The sequence below is a fragment of the Escherichia sp. TW09308 genome (genome assembly GCF_000208565.1).
Classification (GTDB): domain Bacteria; phylum Pseudomonadota; class Gammaproteobacteria; order Enterobacterales; family Enterobacteriaceae; genus Escherichia; species Escherichia marmotae.
The window spans coordinates 3,005,342-3,027,108 of sequence record NZ_AEME01000001.1 but is presented as its reverse complement, the minus strand read 5'-3'; the positions used below and the strand labels follow the sequence as shown (position 1 = coordinate 3,027,108).

General features: G+C 52.7%; 18 protein-coding genes and 1 pseudogene. 5 read left to right on the top strand and 14 right to left on the bottom strand.

Annotation, left to right across the window (positions count from 1 at the left end):
- From hscA to trmJ, 7 genes and pseudogenes are all read right to left on the bottom strand, one after another.
- Positions 1 to 1,852: pseudogene (gene hscA / locus ESM_RS01000000124975) on the bottom strand (Fe-S protein assembly chaperone HscA).
- 16 nt (positions 1,853 to 1,868) lie between these two features.
- Complete coding sequence (hscB, locus tag ESM_RS0114355) at positions 1,869 to 2,384, bottom strand: co-chaperone HscB (RefSeq protein ID WP_000384411.1); 516 nt, start codon at positions 2,382 to 2,384, stop codon at positions 1,869 to 1,871.
- Positions 2,385 to 2,479: 95 nt separating this feature from the next.
- Positions 2,480 to 2,803, bottom strand: coding sequence for an iron-sulfur cluster assembly protein IscA (gene iscA, locus ESM_RS0114350; RefSeq protein WP_000028953.1), 324 nt, complete (start codon positions 2,801 to 2,803; stop codon positions 2,480 to 2,482).
- A 16-nt stretch (positions 2,804 to 2,819) separates the two neighbouring features.
- Positions 2,820 to 3,206: a Fe-S cluster assembly scaffold IscU gene (iscU, locus tag ESM_RS0114345; RefSeq protein ID WP_000331707.1), complete on the bottom strand. Its 387-nt coding sequence runs from the start codon at positions 3,204 to 3,206 to the stop codon at positions 2,820 to 2,822.
- 27 nt (positions 3,207 to 3,233) lie between these two features.
- A complete protein-coding gene (gene iscS, locus ESM_RS0114340) occupies positions 3,234 to 4,448 on the bottom strand; it encodes a cysteine desulfurase (RefSeq protein WP_001295373.1) in 1,215 nt (404 codons plus the stop codon).
- A gap of 111 nt (positions 4,449 to 4,559) precedes the next feature.
- On the bottom strand, positions 4,560 to 5,048 hold the full coding sequence (gene iscR, locus ESM_RS0114335; RefSeq protein WP_001241357.1) for a Fe-S cluster assembly transcriptional regulator IscR: 489 nt from the start codon (positions 5,046 to 5,048) through the stop codon (positions 4,560 to 4,562).
- Positions 5,049 to 5,410: 362 nt separating this feature from the next.
- Positions 5,411 to 6,151: a tRNA (cytosine(32)/uridine(32)-2'-O)-methyltransferase TrmJ gene (gene trmJ / locus ESM_RS0114330; RefSeq protein WP_000940037.1), complete on the bottom strand. Its 741-nt coding sequence runs from the start codon at positions 6,149 to 6,151 to the stop codon at positions 5,411 to 5,413.
- A 118-nt stretch (positions 6,152 to 6,269) separates the two neighbouring features.
- Between trmJ and suhB the strand changes: the two genes are divergently transcribed.
- The 3 genes from suhB to csiE all read left to right on the top strand — a co-directional run bounded on the left by suhB (position 6,270) and on the right by csiE (position 9,537).
- A complete protein-coding gene (suhB, locus tag ESM_RS0114325) occupies positions 6,270 to 7,073 on the top strand; it encodes an inositol-1-monophosphatase (RefSeq protein ID WP_000553448.1) in 804 nt (267 codons plus the stop codon).
- Positions 7,074 to 7,217: 144 nt separating this feature from the next.
- Positions 7,218 to 8,066, top strand: coding sequence for an alpha/beta hydrolase (locus ESM_RS0114320; protein ID WP_000244029.1), 849 nt, complete (start codon positions 7,218 to 7,220; stop codon positions 8,064 to 8,066).
- A gap of 196 nt (positions 8,067 to 8,262) precedes the next feature.
- On the top strand, positions 8,263 to 9,537 hold the full coding sequence (gene csiE, locus ESM_RS0114315) for a stationary phase inducible protein CsiE (protein WP_000987934.1): 1,275 nt from the start codon (positions 8,263 to 8,265) through the stop codon (positions 9,535 to 9,537).
- On the opposite strand, the gene ESM_RS0114310 is transcribed toward csiE, so the two are convergent.
- The gene (locus tag ESM_RS0114310; RefSeq protein ID WP_000244163.1) at positions 9,538 to 10,677 is read right to left on the bottom strand and encodes a 3-phenylpropionate MFS transporter; all 1,140 of its coding nucleotides are present in this window, start codon (positions 10,675 to 10,677) and stop codon (positions 9,538 to 9,540) included.
- A gap of 236 nt (positions 10,678 to 10,913) precedes the next feature.
- Between ESM_RS0114310 and ESM_RS0114305 the strand changes: the two genes are divergently transcribed.
- Positions 10,914 to 11,336 (top strand): DoxX family protein, encoded by a 423-nt coding sequence (locus ESM_RS0114305; RefSeq protein ID WP_001094718.1) that lies wholly within the window; start codon positions 10,914 to 10,916, stop codon positions 11,334 to 11,336.
- An 85-nt stretch (positions 11,337 to 11,421) separates the two neighbouring features.
- Here ESM_RS0114305 and ESM_RS0114300 read toward each other — a convergent pair whose 3' ends face one another.
- The 6 genes from ESM_RS0114300 to ESM_RS0114275 all read right to left on the bottom strand — a co-directional run bounded on the left by ESM_RS0114300 (position 11,422) and on the right by ESM_RS0114275 (position 20,351).
- Positions 11,422 to 12,294: an aldose 1-epimerase gene (locus tag ESM_RS0114300; protein ID WP_000158492.1), complete on the bottom strand. Its 873-nt coding sequence runs from the start codon at positions 12,292 to 12,294 to the stop codon at positions 11,422 to 11,424.
- 11 nt (positions 12,295 to 12,305) lie between these two features.
- A complete protein-coding gene (locus tag ESM_RS0114295; RefSeq protein WP_000700840.1) occupies positions 12,306 to 13,400 on the bottom strand; it encodes a zinc-dependent alcohol dehydrogenase family protein in 1,095 nt (364 codons plus the stop codon).
- Positions 13,401 to 13,432: 32 nt separating this feature from the next.
- Positions 13,433 to 14,431 carry an ABC transporter permease gene (locus ESM_RS0114290; RefSeq protein WP_001276671.1) on the bottom strand — a complete coding sequence of 333 codons (999 nt, stop codon included), beginning with the start codon at positions 14,429 to 14,431 and terminating at the stop codon, positions 13,433 to 13,435.
- 24 nt (positions 14,432 to 14,455) lie between these two features.
- Positions 14,456 to 15,967, bottom strand: a complete 1,512-nt coding sequence (locus tag ESM_RS0114285) for a sugar ABC transporter ATP-binding protein (RefSeq protein ID WP_000493501.1) — start codon at positions 15,965 to 15,967, stop codon at positions 14,456 to 14,458.
- 22 nt (positions 15,968 to 15,989) lie between these two features.
- Positions 15,990 to 16,973 carry a substrate-binding domain-containing protein gene (locus ESM_RS0114280; protein WP_001114285.1) on the bottom strand — a complete coding sequence of 328 codons (984 nt, stop codon included), beginning with the start codon at positions 16,971 to 16,973 and terminating at the stop codon, positions 15,990 to 15,992.
- 96 nt (positions 16,974 to 17,069) lie between these two features.
- Positions 17,070 to 20,351 (bottom strand): DUF5107 domain-containing protein, encoded by a 3,282-nt coding sequence (locus ESM_RS0114275; RefSeq protein ID WP_010378926.1) that lies wholly within the window; start codon positions 20,349 to 20,351, stop codon positions 17,070 to 17,072.
- A 117-nt stretch (positions 20,352 to 20,468) separates the two neighbouring features.
- Here ESM_RS0114275 and ESM_RS0114270 point away from each other — a divergent pair, with 117 nt between their 5' ends.
- Positions 20,469 to 21,662, top strand: coding sequence for an ROK family protein (locus ESM_RS0114270; RefSeq protein WP_010378922.1), 1,194 nt, complete (start codon positions 20,469 to 20,471; stop codon positions 21,660 to 21,662).
- Positions 21,663 to 21,767: the final 105 nt, after the last annotated feature.

The window sequence follows — 21,767 nt, the reverse complement described above, 5'->3', positions numbered from 1 at the left end:
TTAAACCTCGTCCACGGAATGGCCTTTCAGCGCACGACGAACCGACTGGTCCATGCGGCGAGCGGCGAAATCCTGGGTTTGTTTGTCTACGTTTTTAATCGCTTGTTCGATGGCGTCAACATCATCGCCCTGCGCTACTTCACTCAGGTGAGCAGCGGCATCGTCGATGACCTGACGTTCTGCGGTGCTTAACAGCGCGGCATCCGCAGCCAGCGCGCCGTTCAGACTTTCCAGTACGCGCGCCGCTTCGACTTTTTGTTCAGCCAGCATACGGGCTTTTACGTCCTGCTCGGCATAGCTCATTGAGTCTTTAATCATTGAGGCGATTTCGCTGTCGGTCAGACCATAAGAAGGTTTGACCTGAATAGACGCCTCAACGCCGGTGGATTTCTCCATCGCCGTCACACTTAAAAGACCGTCGGCATCGACCTGGAACGTTACGCGAATATGCGCACCGCCAGCCGGTAACGCCGGGATCCCACGCAGCGCAAAACGTGCCAACGAGCGGCAATCCTGCACCAGTTCACGCTCACCCTGCATAACATGGATAGACATTGCCGTCTGACCATCTTTAAAGGTGGTGAAATCCTGGGCGCGGGCCACCGGAATGGTGGTATTACGTGGGATCACTTTCTCCACCAGGCCGCCCATAGTCTCAAGGCCCAGCGACAGGGGGATCACGTCGAGCAGCAGCATTTCACTGTCCGGCTTGTTACCCACCAGAATATCAGCCTGAATCGCCGCGCCAATGGCGACAACTTTATCCGGGTCGATGGAGGTCAGTGGCGGACGACCGAAAAATTCGCCCACCCGTTCACGCACCAACGGCACACGGGTAGAACCGCCAACCATCACCACTTCCAGAATTTCATCAGCCTCAACGCCCGCGTCTTTCAGCGCGCGACGACAGGCCAGTAAGGTTTCGTTTAACCAGTGGTGCGATCAGTTCGTTGAATTGTTGACGGCTGATTTCGCCCTGCCAGCCCGCAACATTAACAGTCACGGAATCGGCATCGCTCAGAGCGATTTTGGCCGCAATGGCGGCATCCAGCAGTTCACGCTGAACGCGGTTATCGCTACGGTCAGGAATGCCCGCCTGCTCGCGAATGTAATCCGCCAGCAGATGGTCGAAGTCATCACCACCGAGCGCAGAATCACCGCCGGTCGCCAGCACTTCAAACACGCCGCGACTTAAACGTAGAATGGAAATATCAAAAGTCCCGCCGCCGAGGTCATAAACGGCAATCACACCTTCCTGACCGGAATCCAGCCCGTAGGCGATAGCCGCAGCGGTCGGTTCGTTGAGCAAGCGCAGGACATGCAGGCCAGCCAGACGCGCTGCGTCTTTGGTGCCCTGACGCTGGGCATCGTCAAAGTACGCCGGAACGGTGATAACCACACCATCCAGCTCGCCTGCCAGGGCTTCAGTTGCCCGTGCTGCCAGTGCTTTGAGGATGTCCGCAGAAACGCGCACCGGGTTCAGCAGTCCCGCCGCCGTTTCAATCATCGGCAGACCATTCTCGCTGGCCTGGAATTGATAAGGCAGATGCGGATAGCGTTGCTGGATATCAGCCAGCGAGCGCCCCATCAGGCGTTTAACAGAACTAATGGTGTTGGCTGTGTCAAGCGCTGCATTAGTACGCGCGTCATACCCCACCGAATGCCCTTGCTGTTGATAGTGAACAACAGACGGCAGCAGGTGACGGCCTTCATGGTCGGCTAACGTTTCGGCCTGACCGCTGCGTACTGTCGCCACCAGCGAGTTGGTTGTGCCCAGGTCAATACCGGCCGCCAGACGACGCTGATGCGGCGCAGCACTCAAACCAGGTTCACTAATTTGTAATAAGGCCATGTTTAGCTTCCAGAAATTAAAAATCGAGCAGTTTTTCTTCGAGTTGTTCGGCACTGCTTCGCAGTTTATCGAGAAAACGCAGCTTACGCACGGTATCCGCCGCCGCGTCCCACGCCTCGTTGTCTAACTGTTCAACCATCAACTGATGGCGGGTATCAAACATCTTTTTGACGCGTTTGATAAAGCTTTCCAGCCGCGCTTCGTCTTTCGCCTGTTCGATCTCGTCCAGCTCCTCGCGCAGCTCCAGTTGTTCCATCAGGAACGCGGTGTCGCGCACTGTATGCTGCTCGCTGGCAAGATCAAAACCGTGCAGCGAAAGCAGGTATTCTGCCCGCATCAATGGATGACGCAGCGTTTGCCATGCCTGGTTAATGGTTGCGGATTGCTGGACGGCGGCGAGTTGTTCCGCCTGGCTTCCGCTGGCGAATTTATCAGGATGATACTGACGTTGTAGATCCTGAAAACGCAGGCTCAATGCCTGGGTATCGAGTTGATAACGGGCAGGCAAGCCAAAGAGGGTGAAGTAATCCATAACATTCTCAGGGCTGCGATCCGCCGCAATGACGGCGAATCAGGTAAAACAAACCCCACGCGCAGGCGACCACGGTGGGGTTATCGGTATGCGCATCAGACGTGGAAGCTTTCGCCGCAACCACATTCATCTTTTACGTTCGGGTTGGTGAATTTAAACCCTTCGTTCAGGCCTTCTTTTACGAAGTCCAGTTGCGTACCGTCCAGAAATTGCAGGCTTTTGCCATCGACCACGACTTTCACGCCTTTGTCTTCAAACACGATGTCTTCCGGCGTCGGTTCGTCAACAAATTCCAGTACATACGCCATACCTGAACACCCAGAGGTTCTCACACCCAGACGCAGGCCAAACCCTTTACCGCGGTTAGCCAGAAAGGTATTTACTCGCGCTGCTGCACTGTCGCTCAGTGTAATCGACATAACCAAACCTCAACTCTTATTTTGCTTCACGTTTGCTTTTATAGTCCGCAATGGCGGCTTTGATCGCGTCTTCTGCCAGAATAGAACAGTGAATTTTCACCGGTGGCAGTTCAAGTTCTTCAGCAATATCGGTGTTTTTGATCGCCTGTGCTTCGTCGAGAGATTTCCCTTTCACCCATTCGGTCACCAGAGAACTGGAAGCGATAGCGGAACCGCAGCCGTAAGTTTTAAAACGCGCGTCTTCAATGATACCTTCATCGTTGACTTTAATCTGCAACTTCATCACGTCGCCACAGGCTGGTGCACCCACCATGCCGCTGCCCACGTTTTCGTCGTTGTTGTCGAAGGAACCCACGTTACGCGGATTCTCGTAATGGTCGATAACTTTTTCGCTGTAAGCCATTATAAATTCTCCTGATTCCGATACCGATTAATGATGAGCCCATTCGATGCTGTTCAGATCCACGCCCTGCTTGTACATTTCCCACAGCGGAGAAAGGTCACGCAGACGACCGATGGATTTACGAACTAACTCGATGGTGTAGTCGATCTCTTCTTCAGTAGTAAAACGACCTAAAGAGAAACGGATAGAGCTATGTGCCAGCTCGTCGTTCAGCCCCAGCGCGCGCAGCACGTAGGACGGTTCGAGACTTGCCGACGTACAGGCGGAACCTGAAGAAACCGCGAGGTCTTTCAGCGCCATAATCAGCGACTCACCTTCAACGTAGTTAAAGCTGACGTTGAGAATGTTCGGCGCACCGTGTTCCAGGTCACCGTTCAGGTAAACTTCTTCGATATCTTTGATGCCGTTCCACAGACGGTTACGCAGGCCGCGCAGACGTTCCATCTCGGTCGCCATCTCTTCTTTTGCGATGCGATAGGCTTCGCCCATACCCACGATCTGGTGAACCGGCAGTGTACCGGAACGCATACCGCGCTCGTGACCGCCGCCGTGCATTTGCGCTTCAATGCGCACGCGTGGTTTACGACGCACATACAGCGCGCCAATACCTTTCGGACCGTAGATTTTGTGACCGGAGAAAGACATCAGGTCAACTTTCAACTGGCTCAGGTCGATAGGCAGTTTACCCACGCTCTGGGTTGCATCAACGTGATAGATAATGCCACGGGCACGGCACATTTCACCGATAGCCGCAATATCCTGTACCACGCCGATTTCGTTATTCACGTGCATGATAGAAACGAGGATGGTGTCATCACGCATCGCCGCTTCGAGTTCTTTCAGATCGATAATTCCGTTACGCTGCGGCGCCAGGTAGGTGACTTCAAAACCTTCACGCTCAAGCTGACGGCAGGTGTCCAGTACCGCTTTGTGTTCGGTTTTGCTGGTGATGATGTGCTTGCCTTTTTTCTGATAAAAGTTGGCTGCACCTTTAATTGCCAGGTTGTCAGATTCGGTGGCGCCAGAGGTAAAGACGATTTCACGCGGGTCAGCACCGACCAGATCGGCAATCTGATTACGGGCGATATCTACTGCTTCTTCAGCCTGCCAGCCGAAACGGTGAGAACGGGAGGCCGGGTTACCAAAGGTTCCGTCCATCGTCATAAACTGCATCATTTTCTCGGCAACACGCGGGTCCACCGGCGTGGTTGCGGAGTAATCGAGATAAATCGGTAATTTCATTGCTCTATAAACTCCGTACATCACTCAATGCAAGGAATCAGGCTACCGGCTGGATGTACGACCGTGTTTACGAAGTGATAAACACTCCGGCCTGACTCTGAATTCTTTTTATTAAGCGCGTAACTTAACGTCGATCGCGTCTTGTGTGCGGGTACGTGGCGCGTCGTGAGTATGTTGACGACCAGACACATCCAGCACTTCCTGGTTATTGACCAGTTCGCCTAAAGTAATGTTGTTGAGAAAACCGGTGAGACGGTCGCTCAAATCACGCCACAGCGCGTGGGTCAGGCATTTATCGCCGCCCTGGCAGCCGCCTTTACCCTGACAACGGGTGGCATCTACAGATTCGTCAACGGCGCTAATCACTTCACCAACGGCGATGCTGCTGGCATCTTTGCCCAACAGATAACCACCGCCAGGTCCACGTACGCTGGAAACCAGACCATTTTTACGCAGACGGGAAAACAGTTGTTCCAGATAAGAAAGGGAAATTCCCTGACGTTCAGAAATATCAGCCAACGGAACCGGGCCTGCTTCGGAGTTGAGCGCAACGTCCAGCATTGCGGTCACGGCATAGCGCCCTTTAGATGTCAGTCTCATGTCTTACTTCACCTCAAACTCGCCCCTGCCCGGGGTTTTTTATTGTAAAAGTGGGGGTATTGCATAGCAGGGTCAAGTCTGACATTCCCGAGTAAATTGGTCAACTATTTACTTGACTGATTTAGTCAGGTATTTAGCCTTCAGTGCCATTTTCTTATCGTGGCATTTGTACCTGTTGTCGGATGCGGCGTAAACGCCTTATCCGACCTACGGTTCCGCGCACTTGTAAGCCTGATAAGACGCGTTAAGAGTCGCATCAGGCAATGACTGTCGGATGCGGCGTAAACGCCTTATCCGACCTACGGTTCCGTGCACTTGTAAGCCTGATAAGACGCGTTAAGCGTCGCATCAGGCAATGACTGTTATTCGGCCTTGTTGCCTTTATTCTGCTGCTCAATAGAAGCCAGAATCCCACGCAGGATATTTAACTCCTGACTTTCCGGACGCGCACGCGTAAACAGACGACGCAATTTATTCATCACCTGCCCCGGATGGTTTTCACGAATAAAACCGGTTGCCAGCAACGTTTGCTCCAGATGACCGTAAAAACGTTCCAGATCATCCACCAGCGGATACGGCGTCTCTGCATGCTCAACCTGCTCGCCGTTTTCCTGGGTCGCCAGCCAGGCCATACGCACTTCATAGGCGATAACCTGTACTGCCATCGCCAGGTTCAGCGAGCTGTATTCCGGGTTCGCGGCAATCGCGACATGATAATGGCATTTCTGCAGCTCTTCATTGGTCAAGCCGACGCGCTCGCGACCAAAGACCAGCGCCACCGGCGTGTTTGCCGCTTCAGCGACGCTTTTCAAACCGCATTCGCGCGGGTCGAGCATCGGCCACGGCAGCGTACGGGAACGCGCGCTGGTGCCAACGACCAGGCTACAACCAGCCAACGCTTCGTCGAGTGTATCGACAATCTGCGCATTACCAATCACATCACTGGCTCCCGCTGCCAACGCGATCGCCTGGGAGTCAGGTTTCACCAGAGGATTAACCAGCCACAGATTGGTTAATCCCATTGTTTTCATGGCTCGGGCAACAGAACCCATATTGCCGGTGTGTGACGTCTCCACCAGCACAATTCGAATATTTTGCAGCATTGTCTTTCTTCGTCTAAAGATTATTCGCGCATCTTATCATAAAACGAAGACAGATGCCGATCTCGCTGCTATACTCTGCGCCGTTTTCCCGTTCTTTAACATCCAGTGAGAGAGACCGATGCATCCGATGCTGAACATCGCCGTGCGCGCAGCGCGCAAGGCGGGTAATTTAATTGCCAAAAACTATGAAACCCCGGACGCTGTAGAAGCGAGCCAGAAAGGCAGCAACGATTTCGTGACCAACGTAGATAAAGCTGCCGAAGCGGTGATTATCGACACGATTCGTAAATCTTACCCGCAGCACACCATCATCACCGAAGAAAGCGGTGAACTTGAAGGTACTGATCAGGATGTTCAATGGGTTATCGATCCACTGGATGGCACCACCAACTTTATCAAACGTCTGCCGCATTTCGCGGTATCTATCGCTGTTCGCATCAAAGGCCGCACCGAAGTTGCTGTGGTTTACGATCCTATGCGTAACGAACTGTTCACCGCGACTCGCGGTCAGGGCGCACAACTGAACGGCTACCGTCTGCGTGGCAGCACTGCTCGCGATCTCGACGGTACTATTCTGGCGACCGGCTTCCCGTTCAAAGCAAAACAGTACGCCACCACCTACATTAACATCGTCGGCAAACTGTTCAACGAATGTGCTGACTTCCGTCGTACTGGTTCTGCGGCACTGGATCTGGCTTATGTCGCTGCTGGTCGCGTTGACGGTTTCTTTGAAATCGGTCTGCGTCCGTGGGACTTCGCCGCAGGCGAACTGCTGGTTCGTGAAGCTGGTGGTATCGTCAGCGACTTCACTGGTGGTCATAACTACATACTGACCGGTAACATCGTTGCGGGTAACCCACGCGTAGTAAAAGCCATGCTGTCAAACATGCGTGACGAGTTAAGCGACGCACTGAAGCGTTAATTTCTCTGGCGGGTGATTTCTCTCACCCGCCCTCGCCTTTCAGGCGCTATTCCGAAATACTTTCTCGCCGCTTTACTTTCCCTCACCGCTCTCCCACCATCTTTCCCCGATTAATGGATTACAAAAAAGTCGCAAGGAAAGGTTATGGTCCTGCCAGTAAACAAGCGCGTTTTCAAGATTCTGTTTATTCTCTTTGTTGTTGCCGTCTGCGTTTATTTAGTGCCGCGCGTCGCTATCAATTTTTTCTATTATCCTGATGACAAAATTTATGGCCCTGACCCCTGGTCAGCAGAATCCGTAGAGTTTACCGCTGAAGATGGCACACGCCTGCAAGGCTGGTTTATTCCGTCATCGACTGGCCCCGCTGAAAACGCCATCGCTACGGTGATCCATGCTCATGGCAATGCCGGAAATATGTCTGCACATTGGCCACTGGTCAGTTGGTTACCCGAACGCAATTTCAACGTGTTTATGTTTGATTATCGTGGGTTTGGTAAGTCTAAAGGAACGCCTTCGCAAGCCGGATTACTGGACGATACACTGAGCGCCATCAACGTGGTGCGCCATCGCAGTGATGTAAACCCGCAGCGACTGGTACTGTTTGGTCAGAGTATTGGCGGTGCGAATATTCTTGATGTTATTGGTCAGGGCAATCGTGAGGGCATCCGCGCGGTGATCCTCGACTCCACATTTGCCTCTTACTCAACCATCGCCAACCAGATGCTCCCCGGCAGTGGTTACTTACTTGATGAAAGTTACAGCGGTGAAAATTACATTGCCAGCGTCAGCCCCATTCCGCTTTTACTGATTCACGGCAAAGCCGATCACGTTATCCCCTGGCAGCACAGTGAAAAGTTATATGCTCTGGCGAAAGAGCCAAAACGGCTGATTCTGATCCCCGATGGCGAACACATTGACGCTTTTTCCGATCGTCATGGTGATGTTTATCGCGAACAAGCGGTAGATTTTATCCTCAATACGTTGAGCCCGTAGAATTAACCTTAAGATTAAAACCCGATAAAACAGCATGAAATCACCTTAAGACATGGCATTCAACTGGCCATTGCTGTTTATATCGATAAAAATTCTGTGACGCCTGCCCGCATTTCTGATAAATAGCGTTCCATTCACCATTTCCCTAAGCAAACTTTAGCTATCCTTATCAATTATGCTTATGGGAGATCAACAGATGATGTCTACACTTGCTCCACCATCTGCCCTTTCTGCTCCCCAGCGCCGCTGCCAGATCTTGTTAACGCTATTTCAGCCGGGGTTGACCGCCACCACGGCAACGTTTAGCGAGCTTAATGGTGTGGATGATGATATTGCCAGTTTTGATATCAGCGAAACAGGACGGGAGATCCTGCGCTATCATCAACTCACGCTCACTACTGGTTATGACGGTAGCTACCGGATTGAAGGTACAGTACTTAATCAACGTTTATGTTTATTTCACTGGCTACGACGCGGTTTCCGTTTATGCCCGTCATTTATCTCCGGTCGTTTCGCCCCTGCCATAAAGGAAGAATTGAAGCGTCGGGGGATTGCTCGCAACTTTTACGACGATACCAACCTACAAGCTTTAGTTAATCTGTGTTCGCGACGATTGCAAAAATGCTTTGAAGCTCGTGATATTCATTTTCTATGCCTGTATCTGCAATATTGCCTGCTACAACATCATGCCGGGATCACGCCACAATTTAACCCACAGCAACGTCGATGGGCTGAATCCTGCCTTGAATTTCAGATAGCACAAGAAATTGGCCGCCACTGGCAACGCCGGGCGCGCCAGCCTGTACCACCAGATGAACCGTTGTTTATGGCATTGCTCTTTTCCATGTTGCGGGTTCCCAATCCGCTGCAGGATACCCATCAGCGCGATCGGCAATTGCGTCAGGCTATTGTCCGTCTGGTACAACATTTTCGTGAGCTGGGAAATGTCCGTTTCTATGATGAACAGGGGTTATGCGATCAGCTTTATACTCATCTCGCTCAGGCATTACGCCGCAGTTTGTTTGCCATCGGTATTGATAACACCTTGCCAGAAGAGTTCAGCCGACTTTACCCACGCCTGGTTCGTACAACCCGCGCGGCGCTGGCCGGGTTTGAAAGTGAATACAATGTCCGTTTTTCCGATGAGGAAAGTGGTCTGGTGGCGGTGATTTTCGGCGCATGGCTGATGCAAGCAAATGAAGTTAACGAAAAACAGATTGTTTTACTGACGGACAATGACAGTGAAAGAGAAGCAAGTATTGAGCAACAATTGCGCGAAATTACGCTACTGCCGCTCAATATTAAACATATATCGGTGAAGGCCTTTTTACGAAATGGCGCACCGAGAAACGCTGTGCTGATTATTGCACCTTATACCATCCCGTTACCGCTCTTTTCGCCGCCGCTGATTCATACGAATCAGACCCTGACCGCACACCAACAGGAGCAGATCCGTAAAATGCTGGAATAATCAGCATGAGGGAACCACTTTTGGGCGCAGAAACATTGCCGGAAGCGCCACCAATGCCATCACCCAGAACACGCCGTGCCCCAGATATTGATACAAGAATCCGGCGAAGACGGTCATGATAGCGATACTGCCGCCCATCGCGACGGCAGAGTAAACCGCCTGCAAACGGATCACCTCACTACCCTGACGAGCGGCGATATAGCGCATGGCGGCCAGGTGGCACACGGTAAAAGTGCCGCAATGCAGGATCTGCACCAATATCAACCACGGTAACTCAGTGGTTGCCCCCATAATGCTCCAACGCGCCACTCCGCAAATCGCTGAGATCAACAACATATCGCGAGCGCTACAGCGACGGAAAAGTTTGTTACTCAGCGCAAAGATGATCACTTCCGCCACCACCCCAAGTGACCACAAATAGCCCACCGCCGAAGCCGAGTAACCCGCTGCCTGCCAGTAAATGGCGCTAAAACCGTAATACGCCGCGTGCGCTCCCTGCAATAGACAAACACAAGCCAGAAAGCGCCAGTTCTGGCGAACCAGCGCCAGCCAGGCCGGCCATCCCGTGCTCTCCTGCTGGCGGCTTACCCCTTGTGGTTGAATGGTCGGGCGAATGAGAAAACCAAGTAGCATGGATGCCACGCCCAGCGTCAACATTGCGAGGATCACCCGATAATCAAACACCGTGACCAGTTTGCCCGTCAGCGCCGAACCAATGACAAATGCCACCGAGCCCCACAGCCGCACTTTGCCGTAATCAAGCGGAAACTGCTTTTGCCAGGTATTCGCCAGCGCGTCAGTCAACGGCACCAGCGGTGAGAAAAAGAGGTTAAAACCGACCATTACCACCATCAGCCACGCGACATGCGCGCCAGCCCAGAAGGCAACGGCAAACAGCAGCGTCAGCAACGCCAGCACCCGCAGCGCGGAAATCAGACGAGAAGGATCGCTGACGCGGGGCGCGATTATCAAACTACCGAGAAAACGGGCAACCAGACCGGCCCCTAACAACAGACCGATGGTTTCTGGCGTTAAGCCAATCCCCTCAAGCCAGACGCTCCAGAAAGGTAGAAAAATGCCGTAGCTAAAAAAGTACGTGAAATAACCGAGCGCCAGCCAGCGCGTGGATTGCAAAACCATGAGTCCCTCCCGTCAGGAGGCGTTAGTCTGGAGTTAATCGAATGTTGTTGCAAGTTGGAAAATAAGAATATTCGAGCGAGCTTCCCGGCATGAAGCAGCAAGCGCATTGTCAGCGACCTGCGCTATGCCGTTATAGCAAACCAGGATAATTAGCGAATATCTCAACGCCTGGGGCGTGGCGAGGTGCCAGAGTGTGTATTACGTTTAAATCACATCTTTTTGCAAAGGGATTGGTTATGAACACACTACGTTATTTTGATTTTGGCGCAGCCCGCCCCGTTTTGTTATTAATTGCCCGTATTGCCATCATCTTAATTTTCATTATTTTTGGTTTTCCCAAAATGATGGGCTTTGACGGTACGGTCCAATATATGGCCTCGCTGGGCGCGCCAATGCCGATGCTGGCGGCAATTATTGCGGTAGTTATGGAAGTGCCTGCCGCGATATTAATCGTGCTTGGTTTTTTCACTCGTCCGCTGGCGGTGCTGTTTATTTTCTACACGTTGGGTACAGCGGTGATTGGCCATCATTACTGGGATATGACGGGGGATGCGGTCGGGCCAAATATGATTAATTTCTGGAAAAATGTCAGTATTGCAGGCGCATTCTTGCTGCTGGCGATTACCGGACCGGGGGCGATTTCTCTCGATCGGCGTTAAAAACATGCCGGATGCGGCGTGAACGCCTTATCCGGCCTACCGCTCCGGCACCCATTGTAGGCCTGTGCATCCGGCATTTTATAAATTACAGCAACTCAACCCGCAACGACATCTCTAAGGTTGTTGACTCCCCCGGTGCAAGCGCAATGAGATCTCCGCCTTCGGGACGATGATGGTCATCCGGCGCATGACTCATCGGCTCCAGGCAGAAGAAATCAAACGCATACCCTTTATCAAACGTCGGGTCCGAAACAAAGATGAAATAACACGGTGCGGGCGGCGTCGTTTCCATAGTGATGACGTAACCCTGCTGTGGCTGCTCAATGCGTGCCTGACCATTCCATCCGGAAAAACCATTGTTCACCCACTGACGCGGCAACGGCGCGAGCTGATTGAAATCCAGCTCCAGCGGTAACTGCGCGCAAAACGCCCCCGCCAGCCACTGTTCCCGCTCCAGCCAGTAACCGCTCGCCTGCGCCTGAATCCGCGTTTGCGACGACAACGGAAAATAAGGATGCCAGCCCGTACCAAACGGCAGCGTCTCTGCACCTTCATTGGTGACAGAGAGCGTGACCGTCAGCGCATCTGCCGTTAAATGAAACGTCTGACTTACCCGATAATGATAAACGCCACCGCGATGTTCATACTCCAGACATAAACTATCATCGCTGCGCGTTACACATTGCCACTGGCCCAGCCAGCCATCGCCGTGCAGATAATGCGCGTCCCATTCAACGTTAGGATGTAGCGGATACTCACGCCCTTGCCAGACAAAGCGGTTGCCGCTCACCCGGTTAGCAAACGGCACCAGCGGAAAACAGGAGGCATCGGTTGCCACACCGTTTTTTTTACCCGGACGTAGCAACGCCGTCGTGTCGTGCCAGAAGCCTTCTATGACTCCGCCCTGGTCAGAGATATCCAGCTTTAGCGCCCCATGAAATAAGGTATAGATGGTCATCCGCTAACTCCTTAATCCGGGAAATTAATCACGACTTTCCCACATTTGCCACTTGCCATCAGCGCATACGCCTCACCCGCCTGTTCCAGTGAGAAGCGGTGGGTAATGGCGTTACGCGGCCACAGTTTCCAGTCCGTCAGATCGTGAGCGCATTTTTCCATATGGAACAGGCTGGTCACCCAGGAGCCAATAATCCGCCGTTGATGGTGCATCAGATCGGCGCTGACCTCGAACTCCACTTTTCCAGTTTCCCCGATGTAAACCACGCGTCCCCAGTCGGCGGTGGATTGCAATGCCAGCAAGCGCCCCGCAGCATTACCGGAACAATCGAGCGCAACATCCGCGCCGCCGTGGGTGAGTTCGGCAATTATCTGCGGCAGACCTTCAGTGGTTGCTAAATAACCGTGATCCATCACACCTAACTGTTTCGCCATCGCCAGACGTTCCGGCAACATATCAACGCCGATGATCCGTTTCGCACCGCGACCTTTCGCCAGCATCATCGCCATCATCCCGACCGGCCCCAGACCGACCACCAGCACGTTATCGCTGCCGGAGACTTCGCCGCGCAAAATCCCTTCATACGCCGTGCCAACGCCGCAACTGATAAACGCTCCATCTTCGTAGCTCAGTGCGTCTGGCAGGAGGATCAGATCTTTTTCTTCCGCCAGCAGATATTCGGCATGACCGCCATCACGCTGCCAGCCGTAAGCCGCTTTTCCTTTACCGGTACAGGAGATAGGAAAACCACGACGACAGTTCTGGCAAAAACCACAGCCGGAAATGTGATACACCAGCACACGATCGCCCTCTTTAAAATGTCGACAGCCTTGCCCCATCGCCACAATCTGCCCGCACGGTTCATGACCGTTGATAAATCCCTGATACAACGGTTTATCGGGCGCCGCCGCCGTGGCGCGGTGTTGATGATAGATATAGTGGACATCGCTTCCGCAAATCCCGGAGGATTTCATTTTGATCAGTACCTGGTTAATCCCCGGCGTCGGCACCGCAACTTCCCGTAGATCAACGGTCGAATTTCCTGGTAAGTAAGCTGCCAGCATCGTTTTCATAAGTCCCTCATTAACAATACGATTAATTTTCATCCCTGCCGCACCCGCGCCAGGGGCGTTAATATTTAGCGTTTCGCTTTACTGCTTCGCTGGGTCAGCAAGATATTCGCCAGTACCGCCACCACGATGATGACGCCGCGGACCACCTGCTGGAAAAAGGAGTTAATTCCGAGCAGCACCAGGCCGTTACCGATTAGCGTAATGACCAGAACGCCAAGCAGCGTACCGAACAGGGAGCCGCGACCACCGGAAAGCGCCGTACCACCAACTACCACGGCTGCGATCACGTCAAACTCCAGACCGTTTGCCGCGCCTGCGTTACCAGAACCGAGGCGCGCCGCCAGTAAAATGCCGGTCACCGCCGCTAATAATCCTGAAAGGGTAAAAATAAGAATGCGTACTCGCCGGACGTTAATCCCGCACAACTGCGCCGCCGTGGCATTACCGCCCACAGCAAAAACCGAACGCCCGAAGGCAGTTTTACGGCTGATGAACACAAACAGCGCAAACAACACCATCATGATCAGCGCGGATACCGGCACGCCGAGAAATTGCCCACCCAGCCAGTCCAGTACCTCGTTTTCGTCAATCGGCACAGGCAGGGCGTTAGTCATAAACAGCCCCATACCGCGCAGGGCGCTCCACAACCCCAGCGTGGCCACAAAACTTGGCACGTTAAACACGCCACGTAACACCCCGGCGAGCGTTCCCATCAGCGCGCCTAACAGCAACACCAACAAACACGCCACCGCCAGAGGAACCTCAAATTGCAGTAAAAATGCCAGGCACACCGAGACAAAAGCCACCATTGGCCCAACGCTGACATCAATTTCACCGGAGATAATAATCAGCGTCATCGCCCAGGCGGCAATACCGATGGTGGCGGCATCGCGTAGCACGTTCATTTGGTTATTTAATGAGATAAAGCCTGGTGCGTTCAGGGAGAAGACCAGATACAAAATGGCTATCACCACCAGCAAACCGATCTCATTAATGTGGCGACTGACAAATTGTTTGAGCGAGACGCTCTTGCCCTGCGGCAATGGTAATGACGAAGCAGACATCTTCAGGTTCCTCGGTAAAATTCATCAGTGCACAGACAGAATGGCGGACATCAGCTCATCCACATTGACCGGCGAGTGAAACTCCTGCGAGAACGTGCCGTGCTGTAACAACAGGATGCGGTCGCACACCAGCGGCAACTCCTCCACTTCACTGGAGATAAACACCACGCTTTTTCCTTCTGCGGCCAGCTCGCGGACAATACGGTAAATCTGCTGCTTGGCTTCGATATCGACGCCGCGCGTTGGCTCGTCGAGCAACAGAATCTGGCTGGCGGCATAGACCCAACGACCGATCACCACTTTTTGCTGATTACCGCCGGAAAGCGTACCAATCGGCGTTTCGCTACTGGCAGCCTTGACTGTCATCCGTTGCATCACCTCTTCGGTCAGGCGGCGGATGGTGGACCATTGCAGCACGCCGTTAGCGCTGATTTTTTGCCGGTTGGTCAGCACTGTATTTTCGTCAACGCCCAGCCAGGGAATGATCCCCGCTTCTTTGCGATTTTCCGGGGTATAGCCGATGCCGCGTTTCAACATGTCGCCGTAATCCGGGCGCGTGATTTTCTCGCCGTTGATAACAATTTCGCCCTGCTCAAACGCTTCCAGTCCAACAATCGCTTTCAGCAATTCACTGCGCCCGGCTCCCAGCAGGCCAGCAATACCGAGCACTTCACCACGACGCAGTGAAAAATTGATCTCCGCAAGTTTTGGTCTGTGGCGTAACGCACGAACATCCAGCACGATCTGGTCAGCAATTTCCTGGGCGGCAACCGGCGCAATATCAACGTGATCGCGTCCAAGCATCAGCGACACAATATGACGGGTGGAGGTGTTTTCGAGCATCACATCGCCCGCCACCTGACCATCGCGCATGACGGTGGCGCAGGAAGCGATACGGCGGATTTCTTCCATCCGGTGGCTGACATAAATCACCGCCACGCCCAGTGCCGACATCTTTTTCACGGCGCTGATCACCAGTTCAACTTCCGCACTGGCAAGCGAACTGGTAGGTTCATCAAGAATGACCACGCGCGGCTCGCCCTTCATCACTCGCGCAATTTCCACCAGTTGCTTTTGCGCCGGACTTAGCGTCGATACAAGTTGTTCAGGGCTAACGTCGACACCCAGCGCCTGTAAGCAACGTTGGGCATCCTGCGCCATTTGCGGGTAATCAATCATGCTGTTGCGGCGTGGCCATTGACCAAGGCAGAGGTTTTCCGCCACCGTCAGCCCCTCCACCAGACTTAACTCCTGATAAACCGCGCGTACCCCCAGTTCAGCGGCACGGCGAGTCAGCGTAGCTTCGTCACCTTCCAGCCGCGTCTCGCCAATCCAGATATCGCCGCTGTCCGGGCGTTCGCTGCCGGTGAGCATTCGAATGAGGGTCGATTTGCCCGCGCCGTTTTTACCTAACAGCGCGCGAACTTCGCCTTTATTGAGCGTGAAATTAACGTTATCCAGCGCAACGACGCCGGGATAACGCTTATTTCCTGCCACCACTTTTGCTACCGGGACTGCCTCTGTTGCCGTGAACATAGGGACCTCTGCGAATCAGCTATTAGGGCAGACCATCAATATGCGTTGCCAGCCACTGCTTACCGTCTTCCGTTTTGGTATAGAGATCGATAGGCACCTGAATCACTTTTTCACCGTCGGCTTTTTTATCGATAACCTTCAATGTTTGCGCAAAAACAGCGTTACCCATTTTCTTACCGGAAATATCCACTACCGCTTTCAGCACCTGGTTGTTTTCCAGTTCCTGGGCAATTTCAGTCGTCATATCTGAACCAAAGACGGCAATTTTCCCGGCCTGATTTTGATTACGTACTGCTTTAACTGCGCCGAGTGTCGCGCCGCCCGATTCCCCCATAATGGCGTTGAGATCCGGCGTGGAGATAATCAGTTTTTCACCGACAGAAATCGCTTTATCTAAAACAGTACCTTCCTGATTCGCGACAATTTGCGCTCCGGGAACACGGGCTTTTAATACTTCTTCAAACCCTTTACGCCGCTGCACACAAACTTCAAAAGCTTCGCAATTTATGACGGCAATTTTTGGTTGTTCAATTTTGTTGGCAATAAAATAATCGGCGGCGGCATTACCCAGTTTTTTACCGAATTCCAGAGGATCGCCCACCAGATACGCCGAGACATATTTATCGACCCCTTTCTGATTAATACAGGTGTTGTAGCAAATCACTGGAATACCCGCCTCACTGGCGCGTCGAACGGTGCGGCTACTGCCATTTTCAGACACTGCCGACAAAATAATGGCATCAACATTACGCGCCACGAGGGTATCAACAAAAGTACTTTCTTTTGAAATATCCCCCTGTGCGTTGGTTTCTATTAACTGTACCTGTACTGAGGAATCTTTTGCCGCATCCTGAACACCCTGACGTACACCGGCGTAATATCCCTGAGTATCAAGATATATTGCGCCAATGGTCATTTCTTTTTCCGCAGCCCTGGCGAATAGTGCGCTACCCAAAAGCGTAGCCATTAAAATTATATTACGGGTTGCTCTCATTTTTTCAGGCATAGTGCCTCCTGTAGGGTTTTTATTTACAACGGCTTATTTTAATTATTTAGTGATGAGCGGCAGCGCATGCCGCTCAAATATTACAGTTAATAGGGTTTAGTGAACGTAGTTAAAAATAAAAGGCATCACGGTGGTGAATAATGCCGCTTTCGGCCAGGCCGGATTAATCGCCGTCAGTTCAGCGCGCACAGATTCATATTGCGCAATCTCCCCTAATCCCGCAGCCGCCAGCATCGACACCATCAGGCATTTTTCTTTATGCTGCTGTTGTAAATCGCCATACAGCGACAACAAGTCCGGTTGTGAAACAGCAAAGAAATCCGCTTCGATACTGGTTTTCGCCATCTGTTGCGCCCACTGTTTCATTTCACTGAACAGTTGCTGTGCCGTTTGTTGTTCGCCCAGCAATCGCAGTGCCATCCCTTGCCAGAAGAGATAATCGACCGGCTGATCGTTGTAATAACTGTGGATGTTAATGGTGCGATCGCCGGTCGCCGCCATTCGTAAGCAGCGCGTCGCCTCAGCTTCATCGCCCTGCGTTTTCGCGCATACTGCCTGCCAGAACCAGATGTCGTTATCAGTCTGCCCAGGTAAACGACCTTCGCTTAAATTCTCCGGATAATGCAACGCGGCATGAAGCAGTTCGCTTGCCTGCTGCGGCTGTCTGGCATCAAGGTGTTGCCATGCGCGTAACAACTGGTTGAGGATAAACTGGCAGGTAACTTTCCCTTCCCCGCCTTCCCACGGATGGAATTTGCGCGTGGCGAGAATGTCCGCCGCTTTGTCTGCCTGACCGGTGAGATGCCACAAATTGAGCAGTTCTGCGGTCATGTCGTCGCGTTTCAGGGCAATTTCCAGATTATTTTCCAGACGCGCCAGTCGTTTCTCCGGCGAAGATCCGGTTAACTTATCCAGCAAATCGCGTTCGAAAAGCAGACGTGCATCCTGTGGCGCAAGCTGATAAGCATTATCAAGATAACGCGCGGCCAGTTCATCATCGTGCTGCTTATTCCACGCATGGATCGCCAACCCGCGCCAGCCGTCGGCAAACTCCGGCGACATCTCTACGCAACGCTGCCATAAGGCAATGGCTTTGTCGTAGCAACGCTTGTTGTAGTAGAAGCAGGCCAGTAAATGACGGGCGAACCAACACTCTTCAATGCTCTCCAGTGCCGCCACTTCCTCCAGCGTATTCGGGAAACGGACAAACTGCGGAAAGACATCAATGGCTCTTGTCACCAGTTCGCCACGATCAGCTTTCGGCAATAAGCTCGCTTGCAGATAAAGCGGCAACGTGCGTTGGCAGTCCAGTGCGTTCAGCATCTCTGCCGCCAGGGCGGGCATTCCCCAGTTAATCAACTGCCCGGCAGTCATCAGGGCGTTCACGTCGCGCCCCTGACACAGACCTCGCCACTGCGTGAAGGCAGATTCAGAACGACCATCGAACCAGTTCAACCACCACAGGGTGGCGTTCAGCGGATAATCGCGCAGCAGTTTCTCGCGCTGTAAACGCGCATTATCCTGACGGCCGCTTAATACCAGCAGCAGATTATGCAGGCAAAGCACTTCCTGATTAGTTGGGCAGGCGCGCAGGCTTTGTTGGCAAAAATCCAGCCCTGCCTCGAAGTTGCCATTACGCGCCGCCAGTCGTGCCAGACCGTAATAGCCGCCCGCTTTACTGTTGCCGCTCCAGACTGCACGCCAGAAATCCTCTTCAGCTTGTTGATATTGCCCCTGACGTTCGTAAGCACTGGCGCGAATCAAACTTGCCTGTCCGCACTGCGGGTTTTTATTCAGTGCATGTGCGCGTTTTAGCGCCTGACTGGCATATGCCACCGCTTGCGGGAAATCTGCGCGGTTATATTCCAGCATCGCCAGCGCCAGGTTGCAGCGATAATCGAGCGGATCCAACGCCACGCCACGCAGGTAGTAATCGAACGGCGAACGGCTGGCGTGATGGTATTGCTCCAGATGCTGACCGACAAACCAGGCTTCATCTGTACTGGTAATGTCTTGTGCTGCCAGTGGCGCTTTAGCAACGTCCGGCAACGGTAGTTCTTGCGGCTGATGTTCCTGATAACTCAGTACAATATTGCCGTCAGCATCGGAAAGTTCGATAGTCAATCTGCCCGGATCAATACCGTGTAACACGCCCTGGATGGCGGTCGCTGGTGTCAGGGCTACGGCATCGTCAAGTAACACGTTGCATTTGCCGATTTCGCGGATCGCCAGACGATATCCACTCAACGGGGAGATGGCATACAGCCCCCACTCAATCCCCCGCTCGCTACGCTCTAATTTAATCACCGCGTCGCGGGAGGCGTTTTGCACCATGCCCAGAGAATGATAAGGCAGGAAATACTGCTCGAAACGCTTCTCTTCGTAAGCATCAAGCCAGGTAAAATCGGGCTGGTTGTCAGCAAAAATGCCAGTCATCAGTTCGATATACGGGCCGTTATTGTCGGTCAGGCTCTTATCCCACGCCTGACCAAATTCACTGTGTCCCCAGCTCCACTGTTTTTTACCTGGTGCAATATGGTGGTTGGCAACGTGAAGCAAACCGCCATCTTCATCGTGACACCACGCGCCAACAAAATCGTACTGTGATTTTTCGGCCATATATGATGTTGGAACGGGTACATTTTTATAACGAGAAATGTCCACCCCGGCGGAGTAGTCCACTTTGTAATAGGTTCCGGTGGCAATGGGGAAAGCTGAAACGGCCCGTTTGCCATGATCGAATACCGCAGTCACATCCGGTGGGAAAACACTCTGATGCCCTTCACCACCTTTCACCGCCGGATTGGCCCACCACAAAAAATGACGCGGCGTAGCATTGCCGTTATAGACGCGGCTGGCGATTTCCAGTGCGGCACGGTCAGGGCGCAGCGTGAAACCGGTCATCACCTGTAAACCGTGCATCGGTTCCGTTTCGCCAGCCCATACAGTCTGTGCGCCATCTTCATGTGCTTCGATGGCGAAATCAACGGGCATAAAGGTGGTCGGGCGATGGTGTTGCGGCCAGTTAAACTCAATCCCGCCCGAGATCCACGGCCCCAGCAGCCCTACCAGCGCCGGTTTTATCACCTCATTGTGATAGACAAAATCGCGCTGTTTTACTTTATCCCACGCGCGATGCACACGACCGCCCAGTTCCGGCAGGATCATCACTTTGATGTAGTCGTTTTCCAGCCATACCGCCTGCCACGATTTCAGGGTTTTCTGCTCGCTCAGCGTATCCGTCACGCCATAGGGATAAACCGCGCCGGACGATCCCTGATAAACGCGATTTTCCAGAAACATGGGATGTATATCCTGCGGCCCGGTTTCATAGGTCGGGATCTCAACGCGCTCTTGCCACACTTTTACTGGAGTCATGGTGCCCTCAATATTAACAAGACATACTGAATTAAAAGATTTGTGGCAGTGTATTGAACAATCTGGCAATGTTTTCGCGGAATAATCACGCAATTAACTAAACAAGGTTTAGTGAAGATGAGAGCCTGCATTAACAATCAACAGATCCGCCACCATAACAAATGCGTGATTCTGGAGCTGCTGTACCGGCAAAAACGTGCCAATAAATCGACGCTGGCCCGACTGGCGCAAATTTCGATTCCGGCAGTCAGTAATATTTTGCAGGAGCTGGAAAACGAAAAGCGGGTGGTGAATATCGACGATGAAAGCCAGACGCGCGGGCATAGCAGCGGCACATGGCTCATTGCACCGGAGGGTGCCTGGACGCTGTGTCTGAACGTTACGCCCACCAGCATTGAGTGTCAGGTCGCTAATGCCTGTTTAAGTCCGAAAGGTGAATTTGAACGCTTTCAGATTGACGCTCCGACACCGCAGGCGCTATTGGCGGAGATCGAAAAATGCTGGCATCGCCATCGCAAACTGTGGCCAGAGCGCACTATCAATCTGGCGCTGGCAATTCACGGCCAGGTTGATCCGGTCACCGGCGTATCGCAAACCATGCCGCAAGCGCCGTGGACAGCGCCGGTTGAGGTGAAATATCTGCTGGAAGAAAAGCTCGGCATTCGGGTAATGGTCGATAATGACTGCGTGATGCTGGCGCTGGCGGAGAAATGGCAAAAAAATTCGCAGGGGCGTGATTTCTGCGTGATCAACGTTGATTACGGCATTGGCTCGTCGTTCGTGATTAACGAGCAAATTTATCGCGGCAGTTTGTATGGCAGCGGACAGATTGGTCACACCATCGTTAACCCCGATGGCGTCGCCTGTGATTGTGGACGTTACGGCTGCCTGGAAACCGTCGCCTCGTTAAGCGCATTAAAAAGGCAGGCGCGGGTATGGCTAAAATCACAGCCGGACAATACTCAACTTGATCCCGAAAAACTGACTACCGCGCAATTAATCGCTGCCTGGCAAAGTGGAGAACCGTGGGTCACCAGTTGGGTTGACTGCAGTGCTAACGCCATTGGTTTAAGTCTGTATAACTTCCTCAACATCCTCAATATTAATCAGATTTGGCTGTATGGTCGTAGTTGCGCCTTTGGCGAGAACTGGCTTAATACCATTATTCGCCAGACAGGGTTTAATCCGTTCGACCGCGATGAAGGGCCTGGCGTGAAAGCGACGCAAATTGGCTTCGGGCAATTAAGCCGCGCGCAACAGGTGCTGGGGATTGGCTATTTGTATGTTGAAGCGCAGTTACGGCAAATTTAATGCCGCGATAACGTAACAAGGCTTCCCGAAGGAAACCTCGCGATGATCACAAACGTAAGATTGCCTGATGCGCTACGCTTATCAGGCCTACACGGATATTGCAAT

Excerpts from the sequence above, each read along its gene's own strand:
- hscB (WP_000384411.1), bottom strand. The coding sequence starts at position 2,384 with ATGGATTACTTCACCCTCTTTGGCTTGCCTGCCCGTTATCAACTCGAT.
- trmJ (WP_000940037.1), bottom strand. The coding sequence starts at position 6,151 with ATGCTGCAAAATATTCGAATTGTGCTGGTGGAGACGTCACACACCGGC.
- iscR (WP_001241357.1), bottom strand. The coding sequence starts at position 5,048 with ATGAGACTGACATCTAAAGGGCGCTATGCCGTGACCGCAATGCTGGAC.
- iscA (WP_000028953.1), bottom strand. The coding sequence starts at position 2,803 with ATGTCGATTACACTGAGCGACAGTGCAGCAGCGCGAGTAAATACCTTT.
- ESM_RS0114275 (WP_010378926.1), bottom strand. The coding sequence starts at position 20,351 with ATGACTCCAGTAAAAGTGTGGCAAGAGCGCGTTGAGATCCCGACCTAT.
- iscS (WP_001295373.1), bottom strand. The coding sequence starts at position 4,448 with ATGAAATTACCGATTTATCTCGATTACTCCGCAACCACGCCGGTGGAC.
- ESM_RS0114290 (WP_001276671.1), bottom strand. The coding sequence starts at position 14,431 with ATGTCTGCTTCGTCATTACCATTGCCGCAGGGCAAGAGCGTCTCGCTC.
- ESM_RS0114295 (WP_000700840.1), bottom strand. The coding sequence starts at position 13,400 with ATGAAAATTAATCGTATTGTTAATGAGGGACTTATGAAAACGATGCTG.
- ESM_RS0114310 (WP_000244163.1), bottom strand. The coding sequence starts at position 10,677 with ATGGTTTTGCAATCCACGCGCTGGCTGGCGCTCGGTTATTTCACGTAC.
- suhB (WP_000553448.1), top strand. The coding sequence starts at position 6,270 with ATGCATCCGATGCTGAACATCGCCGTGCGCGCAGCGCGCAAGGCGGGT.
- ESM_RS0114305 (WP_001094718.1), top strand. The coding sequence starts at position 10,914 with ATGAACACACTACGTTATTTTGATTTTGGCGCAGCCCGCCCCGTTTTG.
- csiE (WP_000987934.1), top strand. The coding sequence starts at position 8,263 with ATGATGTCTACACTTGCTCCACCATCTGCCCTTTCTGCTCCCCAGCGC.
- ESM_RS0114280 (WP_001114285.1), bottom strand. The coding sequence starts at position 16,973 with ATGCCTGAAAAAATGAGAGCAACCCGTAATATAATTTTAATGGCTACG.
- ESM_RS0114270 (WP_010378922.1), top strand. The coding sequence starts at position 20,469 with ATGAGAGCCTGCATTAACAATCAACAGATCCGCCACCATAACAAATGC.
- ESM_RS0114285 (WP_000493501.1), bottom strand. The coding sequence starts at position 15,967 with ATGTTCACGGCAACAGAGGCAGTCCCGGTAGCAAAAGTGGTGGCAGGA.
- iscU (WP_000331707.1), bottom strand. The coding sequence starts at position 3,206 with ATGGCTTACAGCGAAAAAGTTATCGACCATTACGAGAATCCGCGTAAC.
- ESM_RS0114320 (WP_000244029.1), top strand. The coding sequence starts at position 7,218 with ATGGTCCTGCCAGTAAACAAGCGCGTTTTCAAGATTCTGTTTATTCTC.
- ESM_RS0114300 (WP_000158492.1), bottom strand. The coding sequence starts at position 12,294 with ATGACCATCTATACCTTATTTCATGGGGCGCTAAAGCTGGATATCTCT.